Below are 25978 nucleotides of genomic sequence, written 5' to 3'. Positions count from 1 at the left end.
GGCGCGGCGCGGGATGTATGAGTTTCTGCTCTCCTTCACCAAACCCCAGACGCTGGCCGCATGGCTGGTGGCGGCGGCCGTGTTCGGCACCTTCGTGACGATTTTCCTGCCCTATCTGCAGGGCAACAAACTGGAAACCCGCCTAAAGGCAGTGGCCAGCCAGCGCGAAAAACTCCGTAAGCAGAGCCGCGCGGCGCTGGAAAAAAAGGGTCTGCGCCGCAAGGACGACAGCGTTGTCGGGTCGATTTCCTCCAAGCTCAACCTTGCCCAGGCGCTGGAAGATCCCAACGTTGTCAAACTGATGAACCAGGCCGGCCTGCGCGGCCCGGGGCCGATCTCGGCCTTCTATTTCGCGCGGATGGCCATGCCCTTCGCCGGGGCAGGGCTGACATTCTTCTACATCTTCTTTGTCAATGACTTCGGCCTCAGCCAGTTCATGAAATATGGCTCGGTCATCTTCGGTGCCGCCGCCGGCTTCTATGCGCCAAACCTCTATATCTCAAACCTTGCCCAGAAACGGCAGAAGTCGATCATGCGCGCCTTTCCAGACGCGCTCGACATGCTGCTGATCTGCGTCGAGGCCGGCATGTCGATCGAGATGGGCTTCAACAAGGTCAGCCAGGAAATCGGCTCGGCCTCTCCCGAGCTTGCCGAAGAGTTCGGCATCACGGTGGCTGAGCTTTCCTATCTGCCAGACCGCCGCCAAGCCTATGAAAACCTTGCCCTGCGCACAGGGCATGAAGGCGTCAAGGCCGTCTGTATGGCACTGGGCCAGGCGGAGCGGTACGGTACGCCGCTGGGCGACGCGCTGCGCCTGATGGCCAAGGAAAACCGCGAAATGCGGATGTCGGAAGCCGAGAAGAAAGCCGCCGCGCTTCCCGCAAAGCTGACCGTGCCGATGATCCTCTTCTTCCTGCCCGTGCTGTTCCTGGTCGTGCTTGGCCCTGCCTACATCAAGTACAATGCGATGCAGGAGGATAATGACGCGGCCCCGCAGGTTACCCAGGTTGTGCCTTCCCGCGATATGGCCTGAGGGCTTTCCCCCGCCGCGCCGGGCGGCTAGACCGCTGGCATGACCCCAGTTGACCTTGCTGCCGCCAGCCTCGCTCGCCTTGGCGTTCCCATGCCCGCCGCCAAGGGCGGCCTTTCCTGCCGCTCGCCGCTTGATGGCTCCGTGCTCGGATATCTTCCCGCCGCTACAAGCCGGGACCATGAGTCCGCTGTCAGCGCAGCGGCCGATGCCTTTGTCGCATGGCGTGACGTGCCAGCCCCCCGGCGAGGGGAACTTGTTCGCCTGTTAGGGGAGGAGCTGCGCGCCGCCAAGGATGACCTGGCTGCGCTCGTCACGCTGGAGGCGGGCAAGATCCCTGCCGAGGCGGCCGGCGAAGTGCAGGAGATGATAGACATCTGCGATTTCGCCACCGGGCTCTCCCGTCAGCTGCATGGTCTCACCATCGCGTCGGAACGCCCCGGGCACCGGATGATGGAAACCTGGCATCCCGCCGGCATCACCGCCATCATCACTGCCTTCAACTTCCCCGTTGCCGTTTGGGCCTGGAACGCTGCGCTCGCCCTTGTCTGCGGCAATCCCGTGATCTGGAAGCCATCGGAGAAAACTCCGCTCACCGCGCTCGCCGTCAGCGCCGTGGCCGCCCGCGCCGCAAAGAAGTTCGGCGGCGTGCCCAATGGCCTCCTCACCTGCCTCATCGGCGGCGCGGAGACCGGCGCCCGTCTGGCTGCGGACGAACGCGTGGCCGTCCTCTCGGCCACCGGATCCACCCGCATGGGCCGCGCCGTGGCGCCCGTCGTCGCCGCCCGTTTCGGCAAGGCGATCCTGGAACTGGGCGGCAACAATGCTGGCATCGTTTGTCCGTCTGCGGATATGGACCTTGCGGTTCGCGCGATTGCCTTCTCCGCCCTCGGAACTGCCGGCCAGCGCTGCACCACCATGCGCCGCCTCTTCGTGCATCATGCTGCAAAGGAGGTGCTGATGGCGCGCCTGCAGACTGCCTTTGCCTCGGCAAAGGTAGGCGATCCGCGAGGGGAAGGGGTGCTGCTTGGCCCGCTGATCGATGAGGCCGCAGCTAAAGCCATGCAGACGGCGCTCGAAGAAGCCCGCGCCCTCGGCGCCATTGTCATGGGCGGCGAGCGTCTTCCTGGTCCCGGCGTCTATGTCCGGCCGGCCCTCGTGGAAATGCCCTGTCAGGCGGGGCCCATGCTGCGCGAAACCTTCGCGCCGATCCTCTATGTTCTGCCCTATACGGATCTTGCTGAAGCTATCGCTCTCAACAATGCGGCCAGCGCGGGTCTCTCCTCGGCCATCTTCACCACAGACCTGCGCGAAGCCGAAACTTTCCTCTCGGCGGCAGGCTCTGACTGCGGCATTGCCAATGTGAATATCGGCACATCCGGCGCTGAGATCGGCGGGGCGTTCGGCGGTGAGAAGGAAACCGGGGGCGGGCGCGAATCCGGCTCGGATGCCTGGAAGGGCTATATGCGGCGCGCCACCAATACCATCAACTATTCCCGTGCCCTGCTGCTGGCGCAGGGCATCCGCTTTGACCTGCCAGACTAATCCGCAGGCAGATTACTGGTTCAGCGTACCGCGCAGCTGGCGCTTCGTGCCCGGTGCCGTGGAGGTGGACGTGTTGCCCCCGCCGATCAGCGCGTCATAGGTGCGTGCCGGCTGCACCAGCCCGCGCAGCAGGGCGGCATTCTGCTCGGCCACCTTGTCCGGGGCGTTCTGCGCGCTGACTTCCTTCATCTCGTCAAACCGCCCCTGCAGGCCAATCACGAGGGCCAGGTTTTCCGTCACCCGGCTGCCCGCGCCCGGCTGGGCGGCCGCCGCGCGCAGCTGCGCTTCTGCGCCTGCCAGATCGCCTGACAGCAGTAGCGAAAGCCCGTAATTGGTCAGGGTCGTCACCCGGTCGGGCTCAAGGGTCAGGGCGCGCTGATAGTTCATCTGCGCCTGCCGGTGCATTTCCAGCTGGTCAAACGCCGTGCCCAGCGCCGCCCAGCCATCGGCCCGGTCGGGCGCGGCGCGCGTCACCTGCTCAAAGCTCGCCCGGGCGGCTTCATAATTGCCCTCCGACATCAGGATGCGCCCGTTCACCATCATCAGGTCAGCATTGCCGGGATGGAGGATCAGCGTCTTGTTAACCACATCCTTTGCCCGCTCCTGGCTGCCCATGGCGCGCAGGGCGACGGCAAACTGCAGGGCATTTTCAACGTTCTGCGGGTCTTTCTGGTATTCCTTGCCCCAGAAATTCGCGCGGGTGAGGGGATCGGCCCGGTTGGCGGCCTCGCGTTCCTCCGGTGAGGCCGGGGCCAGCGCGGCCTCCATCGCCTCGGCCAGCGCCTTCTCTTCCTTGGTCATCCCGGTGGACGCGCAGGCGCTGCTCAGCGCGGTCAGCGCGAGCGCAAAACCAAGAAGGGGCTTTTTGGCACTGGACATCAGCAGGCTCCGTGTATGTATCCCTGAAGGTCAGGCAGACATTGCCCTCGCCTGGGTCAAGTTTCGGTTAACGCCGCAGCCCCAGCCATTAACCACCGAGAAGCCCGGAAAGGCGCCGAAATGCATAAATCCTTCACCGCCGAAGCAACCGCTCCCGTCCAGGTCTGGCTCTATACGGCCAGCCAGTTCGGCGCCCTGGAGAACGATCCGTTCCCCAATGCGCGGGCGATTGCCGGGGCGCAGGGCTTCACCGGCGGGGCAGGGCAGACCGTGCTTGTGCCCGGCCCGGACGGGCGCACGGCGCATGTTCTCTATGGCCTTGGCGCCGGGCGAGACCAGCTTGCCGCCGCCGCTCTGTCGGCAAAGCTGCCGGCTGGTGACTATGAAATCGCCTCTGCCGGGGGCTACTCCTTCGCCAGCCTCGCTGCCGGCTGGGCGGACGGGGCGTACCGTTTCGACGGCTACAAGACCGAGAAGGCCGCCCCGCCGCGCCTCCTCGTTCCGGCCAGCGAAAACGCCGCCCGCCTGTCACAGGAGGCCGACGCCGTCGCCGCGCTGCGTGACCTCGTGAACACGCCGGCCGCTGATATGGGCCCCGAACAGATCCACGCTCGCATGACAGCCCTGGGCGAACGCCATGGCGCCCGCGTTGCCGCCGTGGTGGGCGAAGCCTTGATCGAAGAGAACTACCCCATGGTCCATGCTGTTGGCCGCGCGGCGGCGAAGGCCCCGCGCTTCCTGATGCTGGAATGGGGCACGCCCGGCGCGCCGAAAGTCTCGCTCTGCGGCAAGGGCATCACGTTTGATACCGGCGGCCTCAACATCAAGACCGGTGACGGCATGCGCATCATGAAGAAGGATATGGGCGGGGCCGCCCATGCCATCGCGCTGGCCCAGCTGGTGATGGAAGCGCGCCTGCCTGTCCATCTGCGCCTCTTCGTGTCAGCCGCCGAGAACGCCATCGCGGGCGACGCCTTCCGGCCCGGAGACATCCTGCAGAGCCGCAAGGGCCTGACCGTCGAGATCGACAATACAGACGCTGAAGGCCGCCTCGTTCTCGCCGATGCGCTCGCCCGCGCCAGCGAGGACCAGCCCGACCTCCTGATCGACTTTGCCACCCTTACCGGCGCGGCCCGCGTGGCGCTGGGGCCAGACCTTGCCCCTCTTTATACAGATGATGAGCAACTTGCCGCCGACATTCTCGCTGCCTCGGAAGAGACCGGCGATCCGGTCTGGCGCATGCCGCTCTGGGATCCCTATCTTGCCTATCTGCAAAGTCCCGTCGCTGACCTTGTAAACTCCGGCGGCGCCGGCATGGCCGGCTCAATCACGGCAGCGGTGTTCCTGAAACAGTTCGTTTCGGCCAAAAGCTGGGCCCATTTCGACATATGGGCCTGGCGCAAAGCCAAATATGGCCGCCCGGACGGTGCCGCCGCCTGTGGCCTGCGCGCCGTCTTCGCCATGCTGGAAAAACGCTATCCGGCTGTTTGATTCCGCCGCATCCCGGTTGGCCGGTTGAACTTCCGGCCTCTCCGGTTTGTCGCCGCCGACGGCCACACTTCTGCAGAAACCGGAAGGGGCGGAGGGCTCAGTTCCCCGCCTTGATCCGCATGGCTTCGCGCACGCGGCCGCGTACCAGCAGGGTGTCGATATTCTTCGGGTCGGCGGCCATGGAGGTTTCAACATCCTTCAGGGCGAGGTCGAGCGCGTCCTTGTTGAGGTGAACTTCGGCGCGCATCTGGTGGGCAATCGCGTCGCCAGGCTCGTTGGCAATGGCGGTGTTGAGATCCACCAGCGCCTCATCCCATTTGTCGATCAGCATATAGGCCGTTGCCCGGTCGAGCAGCAGGTCGTTCTCGCCTGGTGCCAGTTTCAGCGCTTCGGAGAAGGAAACGGCCGCCGCCTCTGCCGCGCCGATCTGCAGCCAGGCATTGCCCGCCTGTGAAAGATACACCGCGCGCTGCTCCATCGTGCCGCCATCGCTCGACATCGAGAGGTTTTCCAGCCGCACGGCGCCTTCTTCCACACTGCCAAGGGCAATCAGGGCGAGCGCGGTACACTGGCGCGCGCCGGGGCGGTTGCCTTCAAAGGTCCAGGCCAGGCCATCCTCATAGGCCTCTTCCGGCGTCCGCTCGATCTTGGCTACGCAAGCTTCCAGCCGTCTGGCTTCAGCAGCGGCAAACTCGGCGCCGGCATTCTGCTGCAGGAAAAGCGCCGCACCGGCGGCCATGGCAATCAGCGACATGGGCAGGACACTCCAAAGCCTCTATCTCATTGTTCTTAGGCGCAATCGGAGCACCCTTGGCAAATGACATCTCAGCCATCTCTGCTGTTTGTTTTCGGACTTGGCTACTCTGCCCAGCAGTTGGCCAGCCGCCTGATGGCAGCAGGCTGGCAGGTCGCCGGAACCGTCCGCAGCGAGGCCAAGGCTGCCGCGCTCCGGGCGCGGGGCATCGCGGCGCAGGTCTGGCCGGGGGAGGGGCCGGTGGACATACCGCCGGGCGCGCACTGGCTGGTCACCCTGCCGCCCGGCAAGGAGGGCTGCCCGGCCGCGCTGGCCGCCGCAAGCTGTCCGGATTTGTCCGAAAGTGTCACCTACCTGTCCACAACGGGCGTCTATGGGGACATGAAAGGCGGCTGGGTGACCGAGTGGAGCCCGGTTTCGCCGGCCTCGCCAAGGGGCGCGGCGCGGGTGAAAGCTGAAGGACAATGGCAGGCGCTGACGGGGGGCAAGGCCCGCCTTGTCCGCCTGCCGGGCATCTACGGACCCGGCCGGTCTACCTTCGACCGTCTGCGTGACGGCACCGCCCGCCGCGTTGTGAAAGAAGGCCAGGTGTTCTCCCGTGTGCATGTCGATGACATCGCTTCAGGCCTGGAGGCGCTGATGCTTTGCCCTGAAGTTACGGGGGTTTTTCATCTTTGCGACGAGCTGCCCGCCCCGCCGCAGGATGTCATCACCTATGCCGCTGAGTTGCTTGGCGTCGCCCCTCCGCCGGAAATTGCGTTTGAGGACGCAGACCTATCTCCCATGGCAGCGAGTTTTTATGCCGAGTGTAAGCGCGTCTCCAATACGCGCGCCAAGGCCGCCCTGGGCTGGCGCCCGGCCTATCCGACGTACCGGGAGGGCCTCGCCGCGATTCTGGCCGCAGAGTCCGACAAAATATTTCCCTGATTTTCGCGCCTTAGCCGCATTCGCGCCCTGTTGGCGCCGACCTTATCGGGTGTAAGGTGAGGTGGGCGGACTTCGGAGGACGTATTCATGGCATTGCAGGCTCGCGGGACTCTTAAGGGTCTCAAGACGGTTGTTTTTTCTCTGCTTTTGGCGGGTCTCGCCGCATGTGGCGGCTCTCAGACCGGCAAGACGGCGGATGAAGACGCTGATGCCACCGTGATGGTCGAACGCTCTCCGTCTGACCAGGTGGCTGCCCGCAAACGCGAAGAAGCCCGCCGCAAGGCGCGTGAAGCCGAGACGCAGGACTTCTCCTATTTCCGCTACCGGATCGATACCTCGACCGAACAGCCGCTTGCCTGCTTTGTCTTTTCTGCCGCGCTTGATCCGCAGACCGACTATTCTCCCTATGTCGAGTTCCGCCCCTCTTTCCGCGCCGCCCTCACCGTGGAAGGCCGCGAACTGTGCGTCGGCGGCCTCGCCTTCGGCACCAGCCGTACCGCCACCATCCTCGCCGGTCTCCCCGCCGCGGACGGCCGCACCCTGAAGCGCGGCGAAACAGTCCCGATCGACTTTGCAGACCGGCCCGCCTTTGTCGGCTTCAAGGGCACGGGCGTGATCCTTCCCCGCGAGAATGCCGACGGCCTGCCGGTGGAAACGGTGAACGTTGATGAGGTGAAAGTCACCGTCACCCGTATCAACGACCGCGCCATCGTGTTCAAGAATGTCAGCGAAGGGCAGACGACCCGGCAGGGGCAATGGTCCTGGCTTTGGGGAGAAGACTCGCCGGAAGATGTGGGCGAGGAAATCTTCACCGGCAAGATGGATGTCGCGAACGTCCAGAACGCGCCCGTCATCACGGTGTTTCCGCTGCAGGATGTTGTCGGCCCGATGAAGCCCGGCGCGTATTTCGTCCGCGTTGAAGATGCCGCCAAGATCACTGATAGCGAAGGCCCGGCCGCCGCCTCTGGCCGCTGGATCCTGCTGACCGATCTGGCGCTGACAGCCTATTATGGAGAGCAGGGGCTCGACGTGACCCTCCGCTCCCTGAAGGATGGCAAGACTGTCAGCGATGCCACCGTCCAGCTGATCGCGTCCAACAACACGGTTCTGGCTGAGAAGAAGCCGGATTCTTCCGGCCGCATTTCATTCGACAAGCCGCTGATGAGCGGCAAGGGCACAATGGCGCCCCGGCTGGTCGTTGCGACCAATGCGAGGGGCGAACTCGCCGCGCTCGATCTCAACCGGTCGCCGGTGGACCTCTCCGAATACACCGTTGGCGGGCGGCGCACGCCCGGCCCGGTGGACGCTTATGTCTATTCCGATCGCGGTATCTACCGCCCGGGCGAAACGGTCGAGCTGACGGCAATGCTGCGTGACCGGGCCGGCCGCCAGGTTACCGGCCGCAATGGCCATCTCGTGATCTATCGCCCGAACGGGCTTGTCGCCTCCAAGACCCGGTTCACCGATCCCAAATCCGGCGCGGTGACCCAGAGCTTCGCAGTTCCGCGCGGTGCCTCGCGCGGCGAATGGCGCGCCAGCATCGAGATCGACGGTCTCGAGGCGCCTGCGGGTGAGATGCGTTTTGCGGTCGAGGATTTCGTGCCTCAGCGCATTGCGGTGGATGTGACCGCCGATCAGGAAAAGCCAATGAAGGCAGGCGCCACGCGCCCGGTCGATATTGCCGCCCGCTTCCTCTATGGCGCGCCCGGCGCGGGCCTGACGGTGAAAACCGAAGCGCGGATGGAGCCTGACCCCAAACCCTTCAAGGCATTTGAGGGCTTCACCTATGGCCGCCATGACCAGACGTTCGAGCAGCAGATCCTCGAATTTGACGACGTGACCACCGATGGCGCGGGCAAGGCGCTGGTGCGCCTGTCGCCCGGCACGGCTGGCTCCAATTCCGGTATTCCGCTGCGCCTCAATACGGTTGTCAGCGTGCTGGAGCCCGGTGGCCGCGCCGTGTCCGAAAGTGTCCGCGTGCCCTACCGGCCGGAGAACCTTTATGTCGGCCTGAAGCCGGGCTTTGACAGCTCTGTGCAGGAAGGCGGCGAAGCGAAATTCGAAGTCGTCGCTGTGAATGCTGATGGTCAGGCCTCGGCCCAGCGGCTCAGCTGGAAAGTGCTGCAGGTGGACTTCCATTATGACTGGTACAGGGAAGGCGACAGCTGGAACTGGCGCCGGTCGCGCACGGTCACCAAGGTGAATGAGGGCGTCGTCAACACGCCTGCGGGCGGCACGGCGGAGATAAAGGTGCCCGCGCTCGACTGGGGTAGCCATGAACTCGTCGTCGAGGGCCAGGGCGCCAATGCGTCGGTCGGCGCCTCTACCAGCTTCTATGTCGGCTGGGGCGGCTGGACGAGCGCGGACGGCACCGAAGCGCCCGACCGCGTGAAGGTTGTCGCCGCCGAGAAGACCCCTAAAGTGGGCCAGAATGCCGAGCTGACGATCCTGCCGCCCTATGACGGCCAGGCGCAGGTCGTCGTCGCTACAGACCGTGTGCTGTCGGTTCAGAACCTGGCCGTCAGCGCGTCGGGCACCCGCATCACCCTTCCGGTTACGGAAGAATGGGGTGAGGGCGCCTATGTCATGGTGACGGTCTATTCGGGCCGTGATCCGGTCCTGCGGGCAAAGCCGCGCCGCGCCGTGGGCATTGCCCATGTGCCGGTAGATATGGCCGCGCGCACCTTTGCCCTGACGATCAATTCGCCTGACCTTGCCCGTCCCCGCGCGGAGCAGGTGGTGGAGGTCGACATCAAGGGTGGGCCGCGCGAGCCGGTCTTCCTGACTGTGGCCGCCGTGGACGAAGGCATCCTGCAACTTACCAAGTTCAAGTCGCCCGATCCGGTGGCCCATTATTTTGGCCGCAAGGCGCTCGGCGTGGAGCTCTATGACGATTACGGGCGCCTGCTTGATCCCAATCTCGGCATGCCTGCAGAGGTTCGCTCCGGTGGCGACCAGCTTGGCGGGGAAGGGCTCTCGGTTGTTCCGGTGAAGTCGGTCGTGCTCTATTCCGGCCTCGTCGAGGTTGGCCGGTCGGGCAAGGCGCGCATTCGTCTTGATATCCCCGAATTCAACGGCCAGCTGCGGATCATGGCGGTGGCCTGGTCGAAAGCCGGGGTTGGGTCTGCCGACAAGAAGATGACCGTGCGCGACCGCGCGCCGGCCGACCTGGTCATGCCGCGCTTCCTGGCGCCGGGGGATGAGGCGATCATCACCGCCAGCATCGACAACGTCGAGCTTGCCAGCGGCCAGTTCAATGCGCGGGTTGCCGGAACCGGCCAGATCAGCGTGGCTGAGGCAGCCCTGATGCGCACCCTGCAGAAAGGTCAGCGCGCGGACATTCCGGTGCGCGTCTCGGCCTCGGGTGAAGGTATTTCAAGCCTCAGCCTGAATGTCAGCGGCCCGGATAATTACAAGACCGACCGGACCTATGAAATCCAGACGCGCTCACCCTACCTGCCGGTAACGCGGGCCACCACGCAGCTGATGCGGCCGGGTGAGACCTTCTCGATCAGCCAGGCGGCGCTAGCCGGCTTTGTGCCAGGGTCTGCAGAAATATCGGTTGGCTTCTCGCCGCTGCCGATTGATGCGCCGACGCTTTATGCCTCGCTCGACCGCTATCCCTATGGATGCACCGAGCAGATCACCAGCCGCGCCGTGCCGCTGCTCTATTCGGAACAACTCGTCTCGATGGGCGCCAGGGAGGCGCGGGACAATCCGCGCGACAAGATTCAGACTGCGGTGAACACCGTGCTGAACCGTCAGGGGGCAGATGGTGCGTTCGGTCTGTGGCGGGAAGGGGATGGCTATGCCAGCCCCTGGCTCGGCGCCTATGCGACGGATTTCGTTTTCCGCGCCAAGGAGGCAGGCTATGCCGTGCCGGAAGAAGCCCTGACGCGGGCCTATGGCGCGCTGCGCACGGTGGCCACCGGGGACACCTGGCGCGTCTATGGCTACGACACCGATGTGTATGAAAGCCGCTATTCCAACGACAGCGTACAGCAGATGATGTACCGCTCCTCGGCCTATGCGCTGTATGTGCTGGCCAAGGCTGGCGAGGCCGACATCTCCCGCCTGCGCTATCTGCATGACCGGGAACTGAGCAATATCGAGAGCCCGCTGGCCCGCGCCCATATCGGAGCAGGCCTGGCCTATCTTGGTGACCGGGCACGCGCCGCCTCAGCGTTCAAGTCTGCGGAGCAGAAGCTCGGCTATCGCAATACGGGCGATTATTATCAGACCCCGCTGCGCGATCTGGCCGCCATCGTGGCCCTCGCCGGCGAAGCTCAGCTCCCGGATGTTGTAGGCCGTCTCGGCGAGCGGCTCGGCAAGGACGTGCCCGATGCGCCCAGTCTGACGACGCAGGAGAAGGCCTATCTTCTCCTTGCTGTGAACAGCCTCGGCAAGGGCGAAACCAATGTTCAAGTGAAGGCCGAAGGGCTCGGCACGGGCAATGACAATCAGCGTCAGTACAGCCTGACCGAAGCCCAGGCCCGCAGCGGCGTCAGTCTCCGCCTCGGCGGCGATACGCCTCTCTTCCGCACCGTGCTGGTGACCGGGGCCCCGTCGGCGCCGCCGCCTGCCGCCTCGTCCAAGCTCAGTGTAGACAAGCGCTTCTATGGTCTGGGCGGTGGGCAGATGCAGCTTGACCAGATCCGTCAGGGCGAGCGCGTCGTCGTGGCCCTGACCATCACGCCGGAGGAGCGCCGCGTGAACCCGGTCATCGTGGCAGACTTATTGCCGGCCGGCTTCGAGATCGAGGCGATCCTGCGCCCGGCAGATGGGCGCCTGGTGGAGTATGACTGGCGGACGGGAGAAGACCGGGTACGCGCCGGGGCCTTCGGTTTCCTGGGCGAAATCGCCCGGCCGCAAAGCTCTCAGTCCCAGGATGACCGCTTCGTGGCGGCGATCGATGTGACCGAGAACCCGGTGACGCTTGCCTATGTCGTTCGCGCCGTCAGCCCGGGCAGCTTTGCCATCCCCGGTGTTGTGGCCGAGGATATGTACCGCCCCGACGTCTTCGCCCGTTCGGCGCCCGGCCGTGTGACCGTGCTCGCCGCGCAGGGCGCAGCCGGCGGACGCTGACCGGAGGGAGGGTCGTTTGGGCCAGCATGTGCCGAAACGCCTCCTGGCCGGGCTGGCCGCGCTGATTGCGGCCGTCCTGCTGATTGACGTGATCTTCCCTCCGCCCCTTGAAAGGGCGGGGGGCGTTTCCGTTCTGGTGACGGATAGGGCCGGCAAACCTCTGCGGGCCTTCCCCACGCCGGATGGCCGCTGGCGCTTCGGTGTAGACCTTGACCAGATCGACCCGGATTTTGTCGATGCGCTGATCCGCGTTGAAGACAAGCGCTTCTGGGATCATCACGGCACTGACTGGCTCGGCCTGCTGCGCGCCGCGTTTGACAGTGCCGCAGCCGGGCAGATCGTCTCGGGCGGCTCGACCCTGACCATGCAGACCGCCAGGATGCTGGAGCCGCGCCCGCGCAATGCTGGCTCCAAGCTGATCGAGATCTGGCGGGCAAACCAGTTGGAGCGCCGCCTCTCCAAACGAGAGATCCTTGAGCTCTATCTCTCGCTCACGCCCTATGGCGGGAACCTGGAAGGCGTGCGCGCGGCCAGCTGGAGCTATTTCGGGCATGAGGCCGACCGGCTGTCTACTGACGAAATTGCCCTGTTGATTGCCCTGCCACAGTCGCCCGAGGTGCGCCGGCCGGACCGCCGCCCGGCATTTGCCGCCCATGCGCGCGACTGGGTGGCAGAGAAGCTCGCCCGCTATGGTGTCTTCTCCGAAAATGACGTTCTGGAAGTCGCCGCGAGCGCCATTCCGGCCCGGCGCCTCGATTTCCCGGACCGCGCCTGGCACGGGGCGGACGCGGTGCTGGCCAGCGGCCTGCGCGAGGATGTCCGCTCGACGCTGGACGCCGCCCTGCAGGCGGAGCTGGAACGCATCGCGCTTACGCGGGCGCAGCTTGAGGGGACGGATGTTCAGATCTCCGCCATCGTCGTGCATGTCCCGACCCGCGCCGTGCGCGCCCTCGTCGGGTCCGCCTCGCGGGAGCGTGCGGGGGGGTGGCTCGATCTCACCAACCGTCCGCGCTCGCCGGGCTCGACGCTCAAACCCTTCATCTATGCGCTCGCCTTCGATGATGGCACGGCCTCTGCGGATACGCGCATTCAGGATTTGCCCAGCCGCTTTGCCGGATATCAGCCGGAGAATTTCGACCGGATGTTCCATGGCGATGTTCGCGTCTCCGACGCTTTGCAGCATTCGCTGAACGTGCCGGCGGTTCTGATGCTCGACCGCATTGGCGCCGAACGTTTCTCGGCGCAGCTGGCGATTGCCGGCGCGCGGCCACGTGTGTCCGGCGCCAGGGGGCAGGCGGCCGGTCTGGCGATTGCCCTGGGCGGCGCCGGGCTCACTGCGCGCGAACTGGCCGTGCTCTATTCGGCGCTGGGCGATGGCGGGGTGGCTAAGCCGCTGGTCTGGCGCGCAGAGGAAGAACGCGCGAGCCTGGCCGATCCCGGCCGCCGCCTGATGGGGGAGGCCAGCGCAGCCGAAATTCTCCGTATCCTGCAAGGATCGCCTTCGCCGGAGGGCCGTATGCCGGGCCAGCTGACGCAGGACGCGCCCCAGATCGCGTTCAAGACCGGCACCTCCTATGGCTACCGCGATGCCTGGGCGGCGGCGGTTTCCGGACAGCATGTGATCATTGTCTGGGTCGGCCGGGCAGACGGTGCCCCGCGCACCGGCGTGACCGGTCGCGACATTGCTTTGCCCATCCTCTTCGAAATGGCTGACCGCGCTGCACATCATCTGCGCGACGATGGCGACAGCGAGCTGCGCCTCAGCGCTGCGCCGCTGACCCCGTCAAAAGGCGCCCTGCGTGCCTTCTCAACCGACCGGCCACCGGAAATTCTCTTTCCGCCCCAAGGCGCTGAACTCTGGGCGGGCACGGTGGACGGGCGCGCGCCGCGGCCTTTTGTGCTCGCCGGACGGGGCGCGGGGGCGCTCAGCTGGTTCATTGACGGGCAGCCGGCGAGCCTCGATGACGCCGGCGCGCCGGTCTGGCGGCCGGATCAGCCGGGCTTTTATCTTGTGACGGCGGTCGATGGGGCCGGACGGTCCAGCCGGGTGCGGGTCCGTGTGCTGACAGAAGACCCCGCCTGACTGCCTTGTGTGCATCAGGTCACATACGCAGGATAAAATACAGCATTACGCATTTGATGCCTTTTTTGTGCCGCCTGTAGCAACTAATTCGGATTTGCCGTGTACAAGTGCCCCTTCGGGTGCCGGCAAAGTAAGAGTTAACAGTCCAGCGTGCTTACCAATCGTCCCGCCGTCCTTATTGCCATTGCTTCGGGGCTCGCCGCTTCGAGCATCGCGTTCATGTCTGGCGGAGGCGTCGAGGATCGCCGGGCCGAAGACGCCCCGATTCGCGTGGCGACGGCGGTTTTTGCCGGCGGATGCCTTGCCTGTGTCGAGGCTGATTTCGACCAGATGAATGGCGTTATCGAGACGGTCGTGGGCTATACGGGCGGCAGCGTTGACCGCCCCACCCACAGGCAGGTTGAATCCGGGGAAACCGGACATTACGAAGCGGTCAAGGTTACCTATGATCCGGCGCGGATTTCTTACGAAACCCTGGCGGCCAATTTCATGCGCACCATCGACCCTACCGACGATACCGGCCAGTTCTGTGACAAGGGCGAGCCGTTCCGCAGCGCGATCTTCGTTTCCGGGGGCAGCGAGCGGAATGCGGCAGTTGCCACCGTGTCCGGTGCGCAGCGCGCGCTGGGCCAGGATGTAGTCACAGAAATCCGTCCACTGACGGTCTTCTGGCCTGCCGACGACCATTATCAGGACTACCATGTGAAGAACGCTTCGAAATACGCCAGCATGCGGGAAGCCTGCGGGCGCGATCAGCGGCTCATGGAAGTGTGGGGTACGCAGGCTCCGGCGCTCTGAGCCTTTCAGCCGCCATAGGCGGCTGTCGGGCAGGGCGGTTCGGGGAATTCCATCTCGCCGATGAACTGGTTCTCCCATTCGCGCGTGCGTTCGGGCGGGTTATACCCTTCTCCTATATAGAGCTGGAAAACCCGGCTGATCGGGCAGCCATTGCCGCGCTTGCCCAGGTCTATCCGCACCTGGCCAGCCGGCTCGAAGCTGGCAAAATCACTGCGCAGGCGTGGCCGCAGATCCGCATGAACCGAAGCGATCAGCACGCGCTCTGCAATCGCGCCCTCCAGCGGCTGCCTCTCCGAAAAGCTTTTCGGGCCAGCATAGCGGCGCCAGGAAATCAGCGGCAGCTTCCGGTCTCGGGCATAGAAGTCCAGCCCATGCCAGGCCTCGCGTTCATCCACCAGCACGGCAGTGGCGCCGAGGCGCTCGGCCTCCGCAAACACCTGCTGGGCAGAAGCCTCCCAGCCGCGGGTCCGCTTCATGGCATTGTCCAGTCCCAGATCGGTCGTGGAGGCGGGCGGCAGCATTGTCATCGCCATGAACAGACCAGCAACCAGCAGGTTCAGCCCCAGGCTCGCCCATAATGTCAGGGCCGTGCCCCGGCTGAACCAGATGGCCACCAGCAGCGCCGCGCCGGGATAGGCCGTGGCGGTCCAGTTGGCGTGCGCGCGCGAGAGAACGGCCTGGCCGAGGATGAAGATCAGCACCGGCAGGATGAAGCAGAGCAGCCAGCGCTCGGGGCTGGCCTCCTCGCCCCGGCGCGACCGGTAGAGGAACAGGCCGGCCAGCAGCGCCAGAAAGCTGACCGGTCCGAACATGCCAAGCTGGTCTGCAAACCAGGTCAGCGCGTTCTCCGGGTTGAACAGGTCGCCGCCAAGATTGGCGTTGTCGACCGTGTGGCTGACGGTGGCAAAATCATTGGCGGCATTCCAGGCAAAGTGCGGCGCCACGATCAGCGCGGCGATGACGCCCGCCAAGAGGCCGCGCGGCGTCAGGATTGCCCGCCGGGTCGGCGCATCGATCAGGCAGGCAAGCGCCAGGCCGATCAGGAAATACAGCATCGCATATTTTGACAGCATCCCCGCGCCGATCACGCCGCCGAGCAGCGCGGCAGATGCCCAACGCCCTTCACCGCTGCGCAGGCGCCAGAGAAGATAAAGTCCGGCGCACCAGAAAGGCATCAGCACCCCATCTGTCGACAGCACATTGGACGAGAGCACCACCGAGGGCATCAGCGCATAGAGCAGGGCGGCAAAGAAGCCCGCGCGCGCATCCAGCATCGCGCGCCCCGTCAGGAAGATCAGACCTGCGGCAGCCGTATGGAGGAGCGGCGCGGCCAGCCGCACCGACCATTCATGGGTTCCGAACAGCGCCGTGGTCAGATGGATCACCCAGGCGATCATCGGCGGTTTGGAATAGTAACCCCATTCCAGCGCTTGGCCCCAGCGCCAGTATTGCGCCTCGTCGGCATACAGTTCGAGCGGGGAGATGATAACCGCAATGATTCGCAGAATCAGCAGCAGACCAAGGGCGGCCAGGGTGAGCCGCTCAAAGATCTGAGGGCGCGCGGGTGCTGTCAAATTGGTCATTGCCACTTCCAGGGAGGTTGGTGCCTGTCTTATGGCCGCATTATCGGCACAGATACAGGGGCAGAGACCGCTCCCGGGGCCTCCGGGGTTATTAACAGCGTGTCATTTTTGCATCGCAGCGGAAAAACCGTACGCGAGCCGAAATGCGATGCTGAACCTTCAAACGCTTGTCACTAATCTGTCACTCAGCGGGGTTAAGGCCTCGCCAAACCCGGTCTCGCGAGGGGGCTGTGGTGATGGTCGAAATTCGGGGAAATCCAAATGATCAAGAATTTCTTTGCGCGCAGCGCATCGATTGCAGCGCTCGCGGCCCTGGCGCCGGTGGCTGCCGTCTACGCTCAGGTAACCACGTCTGACGCTCGCGGTGTCGTAACGGATTCGGCAGGACAGCCTGTTGCTGGCGCCACCGTTACCGTCGTTCACCAGCCCACGGGTACGGTTACGACTGCTACCACCGGTTCGAACGGCCTCTACACGGTGCAGAACCTGCGTATCGGCGGTCCGTTCAGCTTCACCGTCTCTGGCAATGACGTCGTCACAAGCCGCGTCGAGAACGTGTACACCGGTCTGGGTGAAACCTCCGTGGTTAACATCGTGACGGCTGCTGCCGACGACACCGCCCGTCTCGACACGGTTGTGGTGACCGGCTCTGCTGCCATCGCCAACGTCGCAACCGGCCCGTCCAGCTCCTACAACCTCGACACCCTTGAAAACATTCCGGCCATCTCGCGCGACCTGAAAGATGCCCTGCGTCTCGACCCGCGCATCTACATCGATGATGGTTTCGTGGATGCCATCAGCTGCGCAGGCGCCAACCCGCGCTACAACTCGCTGACCGTTGATGGCGCCCGCCTCTCCGACAGCTTCGGCCTGAACTCGAACGGGTACCCGACCGAGAGCATGCCGTTCAGCTATGACTCGATCCAGCAAGTGTCGGTCGAGCTGGCGCCGTTCGACGTTGAATACGGCCTGTTCACCGCCTGTAACATCAACGCCGTCACCAAGTCGGGCACCAACTCGTTCCATGGGGGCCTGTTCTTCGACTACACCAACCAGGACCTGCGCGGCGACTCCGTGGAAGGCAACAAGATTGCCACCCAGGATTTTGAAGACAAGCGCTACGGCTTCAACATCGGCGGCCCGATCATCCAGGACAAGCTGTTCTTCTTCGGCTCCTACGAGAAGAATGAAGCGGTCAACCAGTTCGACAACTCCCCGGCGTTCGCCCGCGTCGACCCGGCTGTGTACCAGCAGGTCATCGACATCGCCGTGAACCAGTACGGCTACGAAGCCGGCGGTATCCCGACCTCCATCCCGGTCGAAGACGAGAAAATCTTTGCAAAACTGGACTGGAACATCACGGACCGTCAGCGTGCCGCTGTTTCCTACACCAAGAATGAAGCCTTCAACTTCAACCCGTCTGACTCCAGTACGACGCAGGTTTCCGATGGCAACCACTTCTATAAGCGCGGCGGCCTGCTCGAGAGCTATTCCGCCTCGCTGAACTCTGACTGGACCGACAATTTCAACACCGAGCTGCGTTTTACCCGCGTCGAGTTTGACGCTGTCGCAGACCCGGTTGTCGGCAATAGCGGCTGGGGCGAAGTTCAGGTCATCGTGCCGAACACGGCGGGTGGCACGTCCACCATCTATCTCGGCGCCGATGACAGCCGTCACTTCAACGACCTGATCTACACCTCCGACGTCTACAAGGCGAAAGCCAACTGGCAGCTTGGCGACCACCGCCTGACCTTCGGCGCAGAGCGTGAAGAACTCGATGTGTTCAACGCCTTCATCCAGAGAACGCGTGGCCTTTGGATCTTCGGTCAGTTCGCCAACGGCGGCATCACCGGCATCTCCGATTTCGCAGCCGGAAACATCGACGACTTCCGCTATCAGAACGCCGCCGGCACCAACAATCCAAACGACGGCGCCGCCCAGTTCGGCTATGAGATCAATACCTTCTACCTGCAGGACAAATGGCAGGTCACGCCCGCCCTCGAACTGACGGCCGGTCTGCGCTACGACACCTACACCTCGGGCGACGAGCCGCTGCTTAACCCGCGTTTCCAGACGGCTTACGGCTTCGCCAACAATGCCACGATGGATGGCCGCGACCTTCTGCAGCCGCGTCTTGGGTTCAAGTATGACTACACGAACGACATCCGCTTCCATGGCGGCATCGGTCTCTATTCGGGCGGCAACCCGAACGTCTGGATCTCGAACAACTACTCCAACAACGGCGTGACACTGTTCGATTACCGCGTTCGCAACAGAAACCTCAGCACCTTCACCTTCGGCAGTGGCGATCCCTTCTTCACTGTGCCTGACGAAGCGATTGCGGCCATGGCTGCCGCAAATGCGTCGGCTGGTGCGGGCCCGGTCAATGCGCTCGACCCTGATTTCGAAATCCCGTCCGAGTGGAAAGCTGCCCTCGGCACCGTGATCGACTTCGGTTCGGCAGATGCCTGGTATGGTGATGACTGGCGCCTGATGCTCGACTTCCTCGTGTCGAAAACGAACGAAGCCGCTTACGTCCTGCCGATCTCGTTCACCCAGACCCGGACCGCAGCGGATGGCCGCCCGGTCTATACGGGCAACACGAACGACTTCCTGCTCACCAATGCCGAAGAAAAAGGCTGGGCACGCACTGTGTCGGTTGGCCTGTCGAAAGACTATGGCAACGGCATCGACTGGACCGCTGGCTACGCCTTCACCCAGGCCAAGGACGTCAACCCGATGACTTCATCGGTGGCCTTCTCGAACTGGTCGAACGTCCAGACCTTCGATCCGGTGAACATGGACCTCGGCAACAGCGACTACGTGATCCCGCACCGGTTCACGTTCAACCTGAACCTCCGTAAAGAGTTCATCAAGAACTTCGCCACGAAGGCATCGCTGTTCGCAACGGCCAACGAAGGCGCGCCTTACAGCTACACGATTGGCAGCACCAACGCGTTCACTGTGGGCAACAACTCCGCTCGTAACCTGGCCTACATCCCGACCGGCGTGAACGACCCGGTTCTGTCACCGTCGTCCAACGCCACGGCTGTGCAGAACCTCGTGAACTACATCAACAGCAACAGCGACCTGAGCGCGATGCGCGGTACGATCGCTGACCGTAACTCGCAGACCGATCCGTGGCGCTCGCGCTTCGACATCCGTCTCGCCCAGGAGTTCCCGGGCCTGCGCGCTGATGACCGCACCGAGGCATTCATGGTCATCCGCAATGTCGGCAACCTGCTGAACGATGACTGGGGCGTGATGAAAGAGCATGGCTTCCCCGGCAACGCCCAGCTGTACGGAATCAGCGGAATCGACGCACAGGGCCGCCTGATCGTCACTTCGTTCAGCCCGGCGGTCGACAACGCTTCGGCGATCAACTCGGCTTCGCTCTGGCAGGTTCGCCTCGGCCTGAAATACACCTTCTAAGCGGAAATTCGCTGAAGGCTCACTATATGAGGGGGCGGTCTTTCGGGGCCGCCCTTTTCGTTTGACCCAAGCTGTGGCAAGGCCCGGATGACATGACTGATACAACCCTGCATCTTCCGCCCGAATGGGCCCCGCAAGCGGCCCTCTGGGCCGGCTGGCCCCGCCTTGCCGAGGAATGGGGCGGCGATCTGACAGCGGCCCGGTCGGAAGTCTCCGCCTTCATCCGCAAGGCGGCTGAATACGTCCCAGTGAAGATCGCCTGTGGATCACGGGAGGCGGCTGCCTCTGCGCGGCTCGCCACCGGCGGGGCAGGGGAGATCGTCGAGATCCCGACCGGCGACATCTGGCTACGGGATACCGGCCCGATCGTGACCGGTGCCGGCGCTTCCCGCCAGGCGCAGGTGTTCCGCTTCAATGGCTGGGGCGGAAAATACCTGATGGACGGCGACACCGAGACGGCCGGCGCTGTTGCCGGCGTCGAAGGCCTGCCCATGCGCCGCCATGCCATGACCCTGGAAGGCGGCGGCATCGATGCAGACGGCGAAGGCCGTCTGCTGACAACCCGCCAATGCCTGCTCAACCCCAATCGCAACCCCCACCTTGCCCAGGCGGAGATCGAGGCGAGCCTGACAGCCGCCCTCGGCGTGGACGAGTTCATCTGGCTGGGGGATGGTCTGATGAACGATCATACCGATGGCCATGTCGATAACATCGCGCGCTTCATCGCGCCGGGCCATGTGCTTTGCCAGCATCCCTCTGATCAGAACGACCCCAATGCCGAGACCCTGCAGGAGATAGAGCGGACGCTCGTGTCCCATGGCCTGATGGTGTCGAGCATACCCTCGCCGGGCTTGGTGCACTTCGGGGATGGCGTACCGGTTCCGGCAAGCCATATGAACTTCACGATCACCAACCGCGCCGTGCTGGTGCCGATCTATGAAGACCGCTTCTCGGCGGTGGCCCTGTCTGAACTCAAGGCGCTGTTTCCGGGCCGCGAAGTCATCGGCCTGCCAGCGCGCGCCATTCTGGCGGGCGGTGGAAGCTTCCACTGCATGACCCGCGAAATCCCCGCCTGAGAAGGAGGCTCTGCCCATGACCCGCAAGATCACGCTCGCCGCCATCCAGTTCACGCCCACCGATGATGTTCAGCAGAATATCGACCGGGTTGCCGGTTTCGTTCGCGATGCCGCCGCCAAAGGCGCAGATGTCATTCTGCCTCCGGAGCTTTTCTGCGGCTATTATTTCTGCAAGACGCAGGAAGAAGAGCATTTCGCCCGCGCGATCGAATGGCAGGAGCATCCGGCCGTTCATCAGCTCTCGGAGCTTGCTGCAGAACTTGGGGTGGTTATTCCGGTCTCGATCTATGAGAAGGAAGGCCCGCTCTATTTCAACTCCATCGTGGTGATCGATGCGGATGGAACGCCGCTTGGCGTCTATCGCAAAAGCCATATTCCTGATGGGCCGGGCTATCAGGAGAAATTCTACTTCCGGCCGGGTGATACCGGCTTCCGCGTGTGGAACACGATGAAGGGCCGCATTGGCGTCGGCATCTGCTGGGACCAGTGGTTCCCGGAGGCGGCCCGCTCAATGGCGCTTATGGGCGCCGATGTGCTGCTCTATCCCACCGCGATTGGCGCCGAGCCACAGGACGCTTCCCTCGATACCGCCGCGCGCTGGCGCCGGGGCATGCAGGGGCACGCTGTTGCGAATGTCATTCCCGTCGTCGCAGCAAACCGTGTGGGCAACGAGCAGGGGCAGGTTTTCTACGGGACCAGCTTCATCACCGACGAGACAGGTGAGATCGTCACGGATATGGACCGCCATCAGGAGGGCGTGATCCTTGCCACCTTTGATCTGGACCATGTCGACCGGGCAAGGGCTGCGTGGGGTTTCTTCCGTGACCGGAGAACGGATCTCTACGAAATTCTGGTCTAGACGCCGCGCGCCGGTTCAGTTCCGGTTAGATGTGCCGAACATCCGGGCAACGCGCTCTTCAGTGTCATCATTGTCGGCAAAGATAACCGGTTCGCTGCGGCGGCGATCGCGCTTGCGCTGGTCTGCGATGCGGATTACGCCGCGTCCGGACGATTTCACATGGTATAGCTCTGCGTCGGCCTGGCGCAGCATGCCGGCAAAGCCCGTCCGGTGATCGTGGAAGGCGATGCCGATGCTCGCGCCCACGCTGATGTAATTTCCCTCATGCTGCAGGGCGGCCTGGGCCGATTGCAGGAAGGCGTTGGCCTGGGTGATGATGTCCATCCGGCTCTGCCAGTGGTATCCGAGGATCAGGAATTCGTCCCCGCCTGTCCGGAAAATATCGCCCCGGCCGCCAAAGTGCACTCGCAGCTTTTCGGCCATCGACACGAGGACGGCATCGCCAGCCGTATGGCCAAAGGTTTCATTGATCAGCCGGAAATTGTCGAGATCGATCGCGACGGCGGCGCTGTAGCGTTCGCTTGTCTGGCGGTTTTCCAGTTCGCAGATCCGGTCCAGCAGACGCCGGTTGCCAAGGCCGGTCATTGCATCTGAGTTTGACCAGAACTCGGCCTGCCGCGCCTGACCGCCCAGCACCGCGCTCAGATAGGCCAGCATGAAGGCAAAGGCGAGCGGCAGCAGGAACAGGTTGATCGGCAGATAGGGCGTCACGCCCGCCATGCGCAGGTGAATCCATACCGTTGCCAGCAGGCAGGGCAGCCAGGCGATCAACGCGCTGCGTGCTCCCGCAACCCCGCTCGATGCCATGATCGCCAACCCGGCCACCAGAATGACAGGACCTGCTCCGGTGGCGATGTAGAAGCTGGTCCGTCCGATCCAGGAGGGAAGGCCCGCGCTTATGGCGGTTAGTGTGCTGATGAAGGCAATGGCGTAGAATATACGATAAAGGCGCGGCGCCTGCTTCTCCATGCCGAGAAACACCATGATGAACATGGTGCCGAAGGCCATCATCATTGCCTGCGTGAAAAACACGATCCGGCCGAAATTGAAATGCAGGTGCATGCCGAAAATCGCGGTGACGAGCCCTGAAGAAAGCAGGATATAGATCGCCACCGAGAGGGCAAAGCAGATGTAGATGCGAAATGATCCGTTGGCTGCCGCAAACGACATGGAGCCCGCATAGACCGCAAAGGAGAGGGCAGCGCCGATAATCAGGCTCCAGATCAGCGTTTCCAAGGCGATGCGGCGCGCAAAATTGGCTTCTGAGGCAATAATCACCGGCAGAACGATCAGGGAGGAGCTGCGTACCCGGACAAAATATTCCCTGCTTTCGCCGGGGGGCACAAGCAGATGATAAGCGGGATAGGCCGCTGCGACGCCGGTGCCCGTAACCGCAACTGCAGATCCTGCAGTGCTCTGGTGCAGACTGCCGTCAGAATGTACTTCAAAAAGATCGGTGCGCTGCAGATAGGGAAACCGCAGGGCAAACTTTGCGGACTGCACATCCGAACTGGAATTCTTCAGCGCAAAGCGAAGCCATACATCGCTCTGCCAGGCGGAGAATTGGGGTATCCTGCTACTTGCTGGCTTGAAATCCAGTGTGCCAGCAGATGCGATCACATCTTCAGGCGCGCGGGCAGGGTCTATGTCCTCAGCAAACTGGAAAGTGGGGGTGAACGCCGCGTCGGTCGGCAGGCCGGCTATGTCCATCGCGCGGAGGGGTTCGCCGGCAAAGGCCGCAAGCGGTAGCAACAGCCACCCTAGCGCCGCGCAGACGGCGGTTGCCCAAAGGCCTGATTTTATCCTTAGGCAGATCATCATAAACCGCACCAGCTCCAACTCCTGGTTTATGATGAACCGGTAAATATCAAGTTGTTTTAACGCGTGAATTCTTCTCCCGAGTGCAAGAAAGTTTCAGCATATCTGCCCTGTCTGCAACAGGATGGGCCCTCGAGGGCTTAAAGACTCTTGCCGGGGGACAGGTGGCTGGCCGCCGAGACGATCGCGTCGGCATCAATCATGAAGTGCCGGTAGAGATCGGCGATTGTGCCCGTCTGGCCGAAATGCTCAACGCCCAGCGGCGTCACGGCATGGCCCTTCACGCCGCCAATCCAGGCCAGCGTTGCGGGGTGCCCGTCTGTCACTGTGATCAGCTGCGCATGGCGCGGCACACTCTCCATCAACCGTTCGATCTGGCTGAGGGCAGTCTTTTGTCCGCGCGCGCGGGCCCGGCGGGCAGCGGTCCAGCCCGAGTTCAGCCGGTCGGCAGACGTGACGGCCAGCACTCCGATATCCCGCCGGCCTTCGCCGATGCGGGCGGCCGCCTTGATGGCTTCCGGCGCGATGACCCCCTGATAGGCAATGATCACTTCGGCATTCGGGCCGGGTTTGCGCAGCCAGTAGCCGCCATCGATCACGCCCTGCCGGAAAGCGGCGTCCTCGCGGGACCAGGCGCGCACCTGCTCCACGGGCCGGGTAGAAAGCCGCAGATAGACCGAGCCGCCTGTCTCATCGCGCAGCCAGGTGCGTTCGTCCGGGTCGCCTTCGCCGTCGCGCTGCAGATAATCAAAGCTCCAGTCCATGATGATCGAGAGCTCATCAAGGAATGCCGGCTCGAAGGAAACGATGCCGTCCTGGCTCATGCCGATCAGCTGCGCGCCGATGGACTGGTGCGCGCCGCCCTCCGGGGCAAGTGTGACACCCGAAGGCGTGCCCGCGATGATGAAGCGAGCGTCCTGATAGCAGGCATAGTTCATGGCATCGAGGCCCCGGGCCACGAAGGGGTCGTAGACCGTCCCGACAGGAAGGAGCCGTTCGCCAAACAGGGAGTGGGAGAGGCCTGCCGCGCCCAGCAGCAGGAAAAGGTTCATCTCTGCAATGCCCAGCTCGATATGCTGGCCTTCCGGAGAGAATGCCCATTTCTGCGCGGAAGGAATCCTCTCCTCACGGAAGGTATCTCCCTTCGCTTCGCGGGCAAACAGGCCGCGCCGGTTCACCCAGCCGCCGAGATTGGTCGAAACCGTCACATCCGGGGAGGTCGTCAGGATGCGCTGGGAAAGGTCGCTGTCGCCGCGGGCGAGCGCGTCGAGGATCTTGCCAAGGCCCGCCTGGGTCGAGAGCATTTCGTCATCCAGAAATACCGGGCCGGGGGAGGGAACACGCGGCGCTGAATACCGGCGCGGGCCCTTGGCAAAGAAAGGCACCTGCGCGAGCGCGACCTGCAACTCGCCGGGCTCTCCAACCGTTGCAAAGGGCTCCCATTCCTCGCCGTCGGCCACACCCATGGATTTCTGGAAGTCTGCCATCTGCGCCTTGGTCATCAGGCCGGCATGGTTGTCCTTGTGCCCGGCCAGCGGCGTGCCCCAGCCCTTGATCGTATAGGCCAGGAACACGGTGGGGCGGTCATCATCCGCGCGGGAGAAGGCTTCAAGCAGCGTTTCAAGGCATTGCCCGCCCAGATTGTTCATCAGATCACTGAGCTCTGCGTCCGAGCGGCGCTCGATCAGGGCGGCCACATCTCCCTGATCGCCGAGATCATCCATCAGCCTTCTGCGCCACGCTGCGCCGCCCATGAAGGTCAGCGCCGAATAGAGAGAGTTCGGGCACGCCTCGATCCATGTTTTCAGCCGTTCACCGCCTGCTTCAGCAAAGGCCGCCCGCTGCAGCGCGCCGAAGCGCAACACTTCCACGCGCCAACCGAACGCCTTGAAGATCGCTTCGATCTTCGCCCACAGCCCCTCATGCACCACCCCGTCGAGGCTCTGGCGATTATAGTCGATGATCCACCAGGTGTTGCGCAGGCCATGTTTCCAGCCTTCCTGCAGGCATTCATAGACATTGCCCTCATCCAGTTCCGCGTCACCCACCAGCGCCACCATGCGGCCGGCGGGGCGTTTGCCTGACCCGAAATCCGTCCACGGACGGGCGATGAGGTAATCCTGAATGATCGATGCAAATGCGGTTTGGGCCACGCCAAGGCCAACCGAACCGGTGGAGAAATCCACGTCATCAATGTCCTTGGTGCGGGAGGGGTAGGACTGCGCCCCGCCAAGCCCACGGAAGTTTTCCAGCTTTTCGCGCGTCTGGCTGCCCATCAGATAATGCATCGCATGGAATACCGGCGCGGCATGCGGCTTCACGGCCACCCGGTCTTCCGGGCGCAGCACATTGAAATACAGCGCCGTCATGATCGACACCATCGAGGCGCAGCTCGCCTGATGCCCGCCCACCTTCACATCATCGTCGGCCTTCTCACGAAGATGGTTGGCGTTGTGAACGGTCCAGGCCGCAAGCCAGAGCAGGCGCTGTTCGATGGTTTTCAGTTGATCGATGGAAAGGGGCATGGATTTTGGCCATCTCGCTGGGGAAGGGCATTTCCTTCCGCCTAGTTCAGGAATGCGCGCAAGTCCATGGCCGGGTCTGATCAGCATGGCCCC

At 63.7% G+C, this 25978-nt stretch carries 15 protein-coding genes; 10 read left to right on the top strand and 5 right to left on the bottom strand.

Annotated elements, in window-relative coordinates:
* Positions 1 to 13: 13 nt before the first annotated feature.
* Together BBF93_RS15265 and BBF93_RS15260 are read left to right on the top strand one after the other, a co-directional pair.
* Positions 14 to 1033: a type II secretion system F family protein gene (locus tag BBF93_RS15265; RefSeq protein WP_114106498.1), complete on the top strand. Its 1020-nt coding sequence runs from the start codon at positions 14 to 16 to the stop codon at positions 1031 to 1033.
* 39 nt (positions 1034 to 1072) lie between these two features.
* Positions 1073 to 2575 (top strand): aldehyde dehydrogenase family protein, encoded by a 1503-nt coding sequence (locus BBF93_RS15260; RefSeq protein WP_114106497.1) that lies wholly within the window; start codon positions 1073 to 1075, stop codon positions 2573 to 2575.
* Between the two features lie 12 nt (positions 2576 to 2587).
* Here the strand turns inward: BBF93_RS15260 and BBF93_RS15255 are convergent, their stop codons facing one another.
* Positions 2588 to 3454 carry a tetratricopeptide repeat protein gene (locus BBF93_RS15255; RefSeq protein ID WP_114106496.1) on the bottom strand — a complete coding sequence of 289 codons (867 nt, stop codon included), beginning with the start codon at positions 3452 to 3454 and terminating at the stop codon, positions 2588 to 2590.
* A 120-nt stretch (positions 3455 to 3574) separates the two neighbouring features.
* Between BBF93_RS15255 and BBF93_RS15250 the strand changes: the two genes are divergently transcribed.
* Complete coding sequence (locus BBF93_RS15250; RefSeq protein WP_114106495.1) at positions 3575 to 4945, top strand: M17 family metallopeptidase; 1371 nt, start codon at positions 3575 to 3577, stop codon at positions 4943 to 4945.
* Positions 4946 to 5042: 97 nt separating this feature from the next.
* Here BBF93_RS15250 and BBF93_RS15245 read toward each other — a convergent pair whose 3' ends face one another.
* Positions 5043 to 5699 (bottom strand): hypothetical protein, encoded by a 657-nt coding sequence (locus tag BBF93_RS15245; RefSeq protein WP_035600249.1) that lies wholly within the window; start codon positions 5697 to 5699, stop codon positions 5043 to 5045.
* A 63-nt stretch (positions 5700 to 5762) separates the two neighbouring features.
* Here BBF93_RS15245 and BBF93_RS15240 point away from each other — a divergent pair, with 63 nt between their 5' ends.
* The 4 genes from BBF93_RS15240 (at position 5763) to msrA (ending at position 14592) form a co-directional block, all read left to right on the top strand.
* On the top strand, positions 5763 to 6626 hold the full coding sequence (locus BBF93_RS15240; RefSeq protein ID WP_114106494.1) for an SDR family oxidoreductase: 864 nt from the start codon (positions 5763 to 5765) through the stop codon (positions 6624 to 6626).
* Positions 6627 to 6713: 87 nt separating this feature from the next.
* The gene (locus BBF93_RS15235; RefSeq protein WP_114106493.1) at positions 6714 to 11711 is read left to right on the top strand and encodes an alpha-2-macroglobulin; all 4998 of its coding nucleotides are present in this window, start codon (positions 6714 to 6716) and stop codon (positions 11709 to 11711) included.
* Positions 11712 to 11727: 16 nt separating this feature from the next.
* Positions 11728 to 13794 (top strand): penicillin-binding protein 1C, encoded by a 2067-nt coding sequence (gene pbpC, locus BBF93_RS15230; protein WP_233349157.1) that lies wholly within the window; start codon positions 11728 to 11730, stop codon positions 13792 to 13794.
* Between the two features lie 150 nt (positions 13795 to 13944).
* Positions 13945 to 14592 carry a peptide-methionine (S)-S-oxide reductase MsrA gene (msrA, locus tag BBF93_RS15225; protein ID WP_035600245.1) on the top strand — a complete coding sequence of 216 codons (648 nt, stop codon included), beginning with the start codon at positions 13945 to 13947 and terminating at the stop codon, positions 14590 to 14592.
* A gap of 5 nt (positions 14593 to 14597) precedes the next feature.
* Here the strand turns inward: msrA and BBF93_RS15220 are convergent, their stop codons facing one another.
* Complete coding sequence (locus BBF93_RS15220) at positions 14598 to 16175, bottom strand: glycosyltransferase family 39 protein (RefSeq protein ID WP_114106492.1); 1578 nt, start codon at positions 16173 to 16175, stop codon at positions 14598 to 14600.
* A gap of 261 nt (positions 16176 to 16436) precedes the next feature.
* On the opposite strand from BBF93_RS15220, the gene BBF93_RS15215 reads away from it, so the two are divergent.
* The 3 genes from BBF93_RS15215 to aguB all read left to right on the top strand — a co-directional run bounded on the left by BBF93_RS15215 (position 16437) and on the right by aguB (position 21542).
* On the top strand, positions 16437 to 19607 hold the full coding sequence (locus BBF93_RS15215; RefSeq protein WP_035600241.1) for a carboxypeptidase regulatory-like domain-containing protein: 3171 nt from the start codon (positions 16437 to 16439) through the stop codon (positions 19605 to 19607).
* A 92-nt stretch (positions 19608 to 19699) separates the two neighbouring features.
* Positions 19700 to 20683: an agmatine deiminase family protein gene (locus tag BBF93_RS15210; protein ID WP_114106491.1), complete on the top strand. Its 984-nt coding sequence runs from the start codon at positions 19700 to 19702 to the stop codon at positions 20681 to 20683.
* Between the two features lie 16 nt (positions 20684 to 20699).
* Positions 20700 to 21542 (top strand): N-carbamoylputrescine amidase, encoded by an 843-nt coding sequence (aguB, locus tag BBF93_RS15205; RefSeq protein ID WP_114106490.1) that lies wholly within the window; start codon positions 20700 to 20702, stop codon positions 21540 to 21542.
* Positions 21543 to 21557: 15 nt separating this feature from the next.
* Here the strand turns inward: aguB and BBF93_RS15200 are convergent, their stop codons facing one another.
* Entirely contained in the window at positions 21558 to 23294 is a 1737-nt protein-coding gene (locus BBF93_RS15200; protein WP_162786592.1) for a diguanylate cyclase, read from the bottom strand.
* Between the two features lie 206 nt (positions 23295 to 23500).
* The gene (locus tag BBF93_RS15195; RefSeq protein ID WP_114106488.1) at positions 23501 to 25885 is read right to left on the bottom strand and encodes a transketolase; all 2385 of its coding nucleotides are present in this window, start codon (positions 25883 to 25885) and stop codon (positions 23501 to 23503) included.
* Positions 25886 to 25978 lie beyond the last annotated feature (93 nt).

Source organism: Hyphomonas sp. CACIAM 19H1, from assembly GCF_003325995.1.
GTDB lineage: Bacteria > Pseudomonadota > Alphaproteobacteria > Caulobacterales > Hyphomonadaceae > Hyphomonas > Hyphomonas polymorpha.
Note: the sequence above shows the minus strand (reverse complement) of the source record. Positions and strands in the feature narration are given on the sequence as shown.